We start from the raw sequence: 6,534 nt of genomic DNA on the forward strand, positions 1-6,534 counted from the left end.
AGGGGCAGAGCGCTTTGGTTACTTTCGCGCTCTTCGAAAGTGACCCGCCGTAAGGGCGGAAACATAAGTGGCCGTTACCGCAGCAACGGATATGTACACCCACAAAACAATCATCGCCTGACACATAGCCATCGCGAGCAAGCTCGCTCCCACAGGTAACCGCATCCGCAGCAACGGATATGTACGCCTTCAGAAATTAACCGAAGACCCCTGCAGATCCCCCCGATGATTATTTTTTGTCGGCCATCGCTTGCGTGTCGCGCCCGATAGTTGGGCACCGTGTCCAGGCTGAGCAAACCTGACCGGAGCCCAATAATGATAAAAAAATGCTCGGCCACAGCCGGAGTCCGCCAACGACTTCACCGGCTTGGCCACACCCGCCCGCAACCCCTTGCGCTGGCGATTCTTGCCGTACTGACGGGGCCGACCTACGCCACCACTTTCGACATCAACGAAGACTGGAGCCTGTCGACCAAGACCAGCCTGAGCCTGGGCACCAGCTGGTCGACGCAAAACCCCGACAAAAGCCTGATGACCCGCGCCAATGCCTTGCAAGCCCAGGGCGTGAACGCCAATGGCACCAGCGTCAGCGCCGACGACAACCGGCTGAACTTCGAGAAGGGCGACCCCATCTCGCAACTTTTCAAGGGTCTCACCGATGTCAGTCTCGATGGCCAGGGCCAGGGCGCGTTTATCCGCTTCAAGTACTGGTACGACCATGCCTACGAAACCGGCAATGGCCGCTTCAAGGATTTCGACGATTCGGGCTGGGACGACCTGTCCAGGTTCAAGGGCTTCGAAGTGCTCGATGCCTACGTCTGGAAAGACTTCCAGGTGGCCGAGCATCCGCTGAGCGTGAAGGTCGGTAACCAGGTGCTGTCCTGGGGCGAAGCGCTGTTGATCCAGAACGGCATCAACGTGATCAACCCGCTGGACATCTCGGCGTTCAACCGTCCCGGCGTGGAAATCAAGGAAGGCCAGCTGCCGGTGGAGATGGTCTCTTTCAGCTTCGGCTTGACCGACAGCACCAACCTCGAAGGTTTCTACCAGTACAACTGGCGCCCCAGCGTACTTGACGGTTGCGGCACTTTTTTCGCCAGCAGCGATGTGATCCAGCCGGGCTGCGGGCCACTGTACCTGAGTCAGGTACAGACCGATCAACAGATGCAGGACGCGGGTTTGTTCGCCACGTCCCGGGGCAACGAATCGCCGTCCGACAACGGCCAGTTCGGCTTCGCCTTGCGCCAGATGATCCCGGCGCTCAACGATGCGGAAGCGGCGATCTACTACGTCAACTATCACTCGCGGTTGCCGTATTTCACCATTAACGCCAGGAACACCGCCTTGCCCGGCACCTTCCCCGGTGGCATCCAGGGGCCGAGCTATGCGGCGGCCTTCCCGGAAAACATTCACCTGTACGGCATCAGCCTCAATGGCGTCGAGCCTGTCACCGGGATTTCCCTGGCCGGTGAATTGAGCTACCGGCCGAACATGCCGATCGCGATCAACGCGCCCGACGTCAACGTCGCGGTGATTTCAGGGCCAGGGGGCAGTTCCTGGGTGCAGTTGCCGCCCGGTTTAAGCACCACCAATGGCAGCCAGTTCGATGCGTGGGAGCGCAAAGGCGTCTGGCAACTGACCGGTTCGGCCACCCAGGCCATCGACAACGTGCTGGGCGCCACGCGTCTGAGCCTGTTCGGTGAAGCCGGGGTGGTACACATCGATGATCTGGGGGATGAGCGCCTGGGCCGTAACGCCGCATTCGGTCGCAGCGCCCCGCGCAACGGCACGCCGTGCAACACGGTAGCTTCAGGCGTGACCAACCAATACTGCACCGACAAGGGCTTTGCCACCGATTGGTCGTGGGGTTATCGCCTGCGCGCCAGCCTCGAATACAGCGATGTGTTGCCGGGTATCAACCTGATTCCCGCCCTCAACTGGCGGCATGACGTCTCGGGCTATTCCTACGATCCGCAAGGGCCGTTCCAGGAAGGCCAGCAAGCGCTGGGCGTGAGCCTGACCGGCGTCTACATGAACGATTACAGCGTGGAACTGGCCTACAACGCGTTCTTCGGTTCCAACGACTACAGCACCCTCGACGATCGCGATTTCGTATCCGTCAGCTTCAAGGCAGACTTCTAAGGAGAACCGTTATGCGTATGCAATTGTGTGTGCTGGCCCTGGCCTGCACCGTCGGCCTGGCCCAGGCCAAAGGCACCGATTCGGCGGCACTGGGCAAGACCCTGACCCCCATGGGCTCGGAAATGGCAGCCAATGCCGACAGCAGTATTCCGGCCTGGACCGGTGGCCTGGCGAGCAACGCCGGCACCGTCGACAGCAAGGGCGGCTACAGCGATCCCTATGCCGCCGAGAAACCGTTGTTCACGGTCACGGCCAAGAACGTGGCGCAGTACGAGAAGTTTCTCAGCCCCGGGCAAATCGCATTGTTCAAGCGGTTTCCCGATACCTACAAGATGAACATCTACCCGAGTCATCGCAGCGCCAACCTGCCCAAGGAGGTACTGGCGGCCAGTCGTGAGAACATCGCCAAGACCAGCATGGCCGACGGCGGCAACGGCTTGCACGACTATGCCAGGGGCATTCCGTTTCCGTTGCCCACCGAAGGCCTGGAGGTGATGTGGAACCACATGACCCGTTATCGCGGCGGCAGCTACGAGCGCATCAGCAGCGCCGCGCTGGTGCGTGAAAACGGCGCCACCAGCTACGTGCGCAATCAGTCGTTGATCAACTTCGCCGACACAGTGGGTGGGCTGGAACCTGACTCGAACATCCTGTTCATGTTCAAGAGCCGGGTGCTGGAACCGGCGCGTCTGTCCGGCGAGGCGGTGCTGGTGCACGAGCCGATCGACCAGGTCGCCGAGCCGCGTTCGGCCTGGCAATACCTGCCGGGCCAGCGTCGCGTGCGTCGTGCGCCGATGATCGCCTACGACAACAGCGCCCGTTACAGCAACGGCCTGATCACCGCCGACAACATCGACGGCTACAACGGCGCGCCGGATCGTTTCGACTGGAAACTGGTGGGCAAGCAGGAGCTGTTCATCCCTTACAACAGCTACAAGATCGGCAGTCGCGACCTCAAGTACGACGCCGTGATCAAACCCAACCACGTCAACCAGGACCTGGCCCGCTACGAGAAGCATCGTGTGTGGGTGGTCGAAGCGACCCTCAAGCCCGGTGCCCGGCACATCTACGCCAAGCGCCGTTTCTATGTGGACGAAGACAGCTGGCAGATCGCGCAGTCGGACCAGTACGACAGCCGCGGTGAACTGTGGCGCAGCGGTGAACTGCACGCGATCCAGCAGTACGACCACGGCTTCACCTACAACGTGCTGGAAACCTCCTATGACCTGATCTCCGGACGCTACTACGCCGGCGGCCTGGCCAACGAAGAGACCGAGCCGATGCGCGTGGGCTTCGCCGCCAAGACCGACGACTACACCCCGTCGGACCTGCGGCGCTGGGCCAAGTAACCCGTATTGCATTTCCACCACAAGTCCCTGTGGGAGCGGGCTTGCCCGCGATAGCGGTGTGTCAGACAACATCAATGTTGGATGTACCGACCTCTTCGCGGGCAAGCCCGCTCCCACAGGGGGGGCGGTGAATCGTTGATTCCACAAAGGAGATCTACCGTGCGCTACTGGATATCCGCTCTTGCCCTGGGCACAAGCCTGGGCACCGTTCACGCAGCATCCCTCGATCAACCCAAGGCGAAAGCCCTGGCACAGGAGGCCTACGTGTTCGCCTACGCCACCGTCGAACACGACAAGGTGCTCAGCGCCATCGCCGCCAAACTGCCGTTCAACCGCCTCTACAGCGAACCGCGCCTGCTCGGCCCGCAGGACAACAAAGTGGTGTCGCCCAACAACGACACCTTCTATTCCCGCGCCTTGCTCGATCTGCGCGGCGAACCTGTGGTGCTGGACGTACCGGCCGTGCAAGGCCGCTACTACAGCTTTCAACTGGTGGACATGCGCACCGACAACCTCGACTACATCGGCACCCGCGCCACGGGGGAGCAGGCGGGGCGCTACCTGATTGTCGGGCCGGACTGGAAGGGACCAGTGCCATCGGGACTCAGCGCGGTGATTCGCTCGCCGAGCCGGCTGGTCTTCCTGTTGGGACGGACCGAGGTCAAGGGCGAAGCGGATCAGAAAGACGCCGCGCAGGTGCTGAAGGGCTACGCCTTGCAACCGCTGTCCAAAGTCACTGGCAGCGCGGCCCCTGAACCCTTGGCTCCGTTGCAACTGCCAGCGTACACGGACACCAGACAAGGGCCGGCGCAGGCGCTGTTCAACACCTTCAACGCGCTGGCACCCTTGCATCAATGGACCGCCAGCGAGCAACAGAAACTGGCCCGTTTCGCCGCCATCGGCGTGAAGCCGGGGAGTGTATTCCAGGCCCCTGAAGACTTGAGCGAAGCCGTTGCCCAAGGCGCCGAAGCAGGTCGCGAGCAGGTACGCGCAGCCTCTAGCCAACTGTCGGTGGAACAACAGGGCTGGTTGCCGTCGCCGTCCAACGTGGGCAAATACGGCGACGATGACCTGACCCGTGCCGCGGTCGCCTGGCGTTACATCTACGCCAACGATGCGGTGGAGGCGCTGTATCCGATGGCGTTGCACGATGCCCAGGGGCAGATGCTCAGCGGCCAACACGCCTATCGCCTGCATTTTCCCGCCGGGCAATTGCCGCCGGTGAATGCGTTCTGGTCGCTGACCCTGTATGACGGCAAAACCCAGTTGCTCGTGGCCAACCCGATCCAGCGTTACGCATTGGGCGATCGTAGCCCTGGTCTACAATACGATGCCGACGGCGGCTTGACCCTGATCCTGCAAGCCGATGCGCCCAAGGCTGCGCCACCGGGCAACTGGCTGCCGACGCCGCAAGGTCCGTTCAACCTGCTGTTGCGCCTGTACCTGCCCAAGGGAAGGGCATTGGACGGGAGTTATCAGTTGCCGACGATAACGAGGGTCGAATCATGAACCTGATTTTCAGTCGCCGCCGGGTGCTGGGCGGCATGGGGGTATTGGGGGGCAGCCTGGTGTTGCCACGCTGGTTGCTGGCCGCTGATTCCGATGACCTGCGGCAGATTGCCAAAGAGGCGTGGGTTTACGCCTACCCCATGCTCATGCATTACCAGACCATGGAAAAACAGGCGCTCAACCCGGCCGCGCCAGAGTACGTCGGCGGCTTCAACCGCTTTCGTCATTACAGCGAGTTGTTCACCCCGAATAACCGCGACATTGTCACGCCGAACAATGACACGCCGTACTCCTGGGCCTGGCTTGACCTGCGCAGCGAACCCCAGGTGTTGAGCGTGCCGGCGGTCGATGACGAGCGCTATTACGTGCTTCAACTGGTCGACCAGTACACCCACAACTTTGCCTATGTCGGCGTGCTCAGCACCGGTCGCGATGCGGGGAATTACCTGATAGTCGGGCCCGACTGGCAAGGCCCGACACCGGACGGCGTCAAGGCCGTGCTGCGCAGTGAAACCGAAATCGTCATGGTGCTGGGGCGCACCGGCTTGAAAAACAGCGACGATCTGTCGGCCGTACGAGCCTTGCAGCAGCAATACGGTTTGCGCTCGTTGCATGAATACACCGGCAGTACGCCGCCCGTGGCTGCGCCGGCCATTGACTGGCGACCCTGGGACAGCAAGACCGGGTTGGGGCTGGAGTTTATCCCGGCGCTGAACCAGATCCTCAGCCTGTGCCCCACGCAACCGTCCGAACAAGGCTTGCGCGCGCGCTTTGCCCGTATCGGCATCGTGCCCGGTCAGGGTTTCGACCCGGCGACGTTGCCGCCAGCAACGCGCCAGGCACTGCTTGACGGGATTCAGGACGCCCAGGTGCAACTGCAAACCGCGGTGAGCCAGGTACACACCACCCTCGGTCTGTTCGGCACGCGCGAAGCGCTGAACGGCAATTACCTCAACCGCGCTATCGCGGCGAATGTCGGCATCTACGGCAACAGCGTGGAAGAGGCCTTCTACACCGGTACTCGCCTGGATAACCAGGGGCAACCCTTGCAGGGCGGGCGAAGCTATCGCCTGCGTTTCGCCCCGGGTCAATGGCCGCCGGCCAGCGAGTTCTGGTCGCTGACGTTGTATGACTTGCCGGACCGGCAACTGGTGGCCAACCCGATCAATCGTTACTGTCTGAGCAGCCGGGATCAGTTGCAAAAAGATGCGGACGGCGGGTTGACGTTGATCCTGCAGAACACAGCTCCGCCCGAGCAGAGCAACTGGCTGCCAACGCCGGCAAGCGGGGCGTTCACCCTGGTCCTGCGCCTGTATGGACCCGGGCAGCAGGTGGTCAATCAACGCTGGCAAATGCCGGTGGTTGAAGTGGTGTCGGCCTGAGCCGCGCTCCTGCATTGGATTTGTGTCTTCACACATGTTGTAGGCAACCTGGATCCCTGTGGGAGCGGGCTTGCCCGCGAAAGCGGTATGTCAGGCGGCGTGGATTTTTACGGGTGTACATATCCGTTTCTTCGGTAACGGCGGCTTATGGT

4 protein-coding genes are annotated in these 6,534 nt (G+C 61.8%); all 4 read left to right on the forward strand.

The genetic code is table 11. From position 1 onward, the window contains the following. Positions 1 to 315: 315 nt before the first annotated feature. Positions 316 to 2,142 (forward strand): DUF1302 domain-containing protein, encoded by a 1,827-nt coding sequence (locus tag PMI34_RS05155; RefSeq protein ID WP_008052898.1) that lies wholly within the window; start codon positions 316 to 318, stop codon positions 2,140 to 2,142. An 11-nt stretch (positions 2,143 to 2,153) separates the two neighbouring features. Next, positions 2,154 to 3,491 (forward strand): DUF1329 domain-containing protein, encoded by a 1,338-nt coding sequence (locus PMI34_RS05150; protein WP_008052899.1) that lies wholly within the window; start codon positions 2,154 to 2,156, stop codon positions 3,489 to 3,491. Between the two features lie 159 nt (positions 3,492 to 3,650). Further along, positions 3,651 to 5,000, forward strand: a complete 1,350-nt coding sequence (locus tag PMI34_RS05145) for a DUF1254 domain-containing protein (protein ID WP_008052900.1) — start codon at positions 3,651 to 3,653, stop codon at positions 4,998 to 5,000. Continuing rightward, positions 4,997 to 6,382 carry a DUF1254 domain-containing protein gene (locus PMI34_RS05140; RefSeq protein WP_008052901.1) on the forward strand — a complete coding sequence of 462 codons (1,386 nt, stop codon included), beginning with the start codon at positions 4,997 to 4,999 and terminating at the stop codon, positions 6,380 to 6,382. The genes PMI34_RS05145 and PMI34_RS05140 overlap by 4 nt, the downstream gene beginning before the upstream one ends. Positions 6,383 to 6,534: the final 152 nt, after the last annotated feature.

It is taken from the genome of Pseudomonas sp. GM74, assembly GCF_000282455.1.
In the GTDB taxonomy this organism is placed as follows: domain Bacteria; phylum Pseudomonadota; class Gammaproteobacteria; order Pseudomonadales; family Pseudomonadaceae; genus Aquipseudomonas.

What these genes read in the sequence shown, in the direction of transcription:
- PMI34_RS05155 (WP_008052898.1), top strand. Translation starts at nt 316, where the DNA reads ATGATAAAAAAATGCTCGGCCACAGCCGGAGTCCGCCAACGACTTCAC.
- PMI34_RS05150 (WP_008052899.1), top strand. Translation starts at nt 2,154, where the DNA reads ATGCGTATGCAATTGTGTGTGCTGGCCCTGGCCTGCACCGTCGGCCTG.
- PMI34_RS05140 (WP_008052901.1), top strand. Translation starts at nt 4,997, where the DNA reads ATGAACCTGATTTTCAGTCGCCGCCGGGTGCTGGGCGGCATGGGGGTA.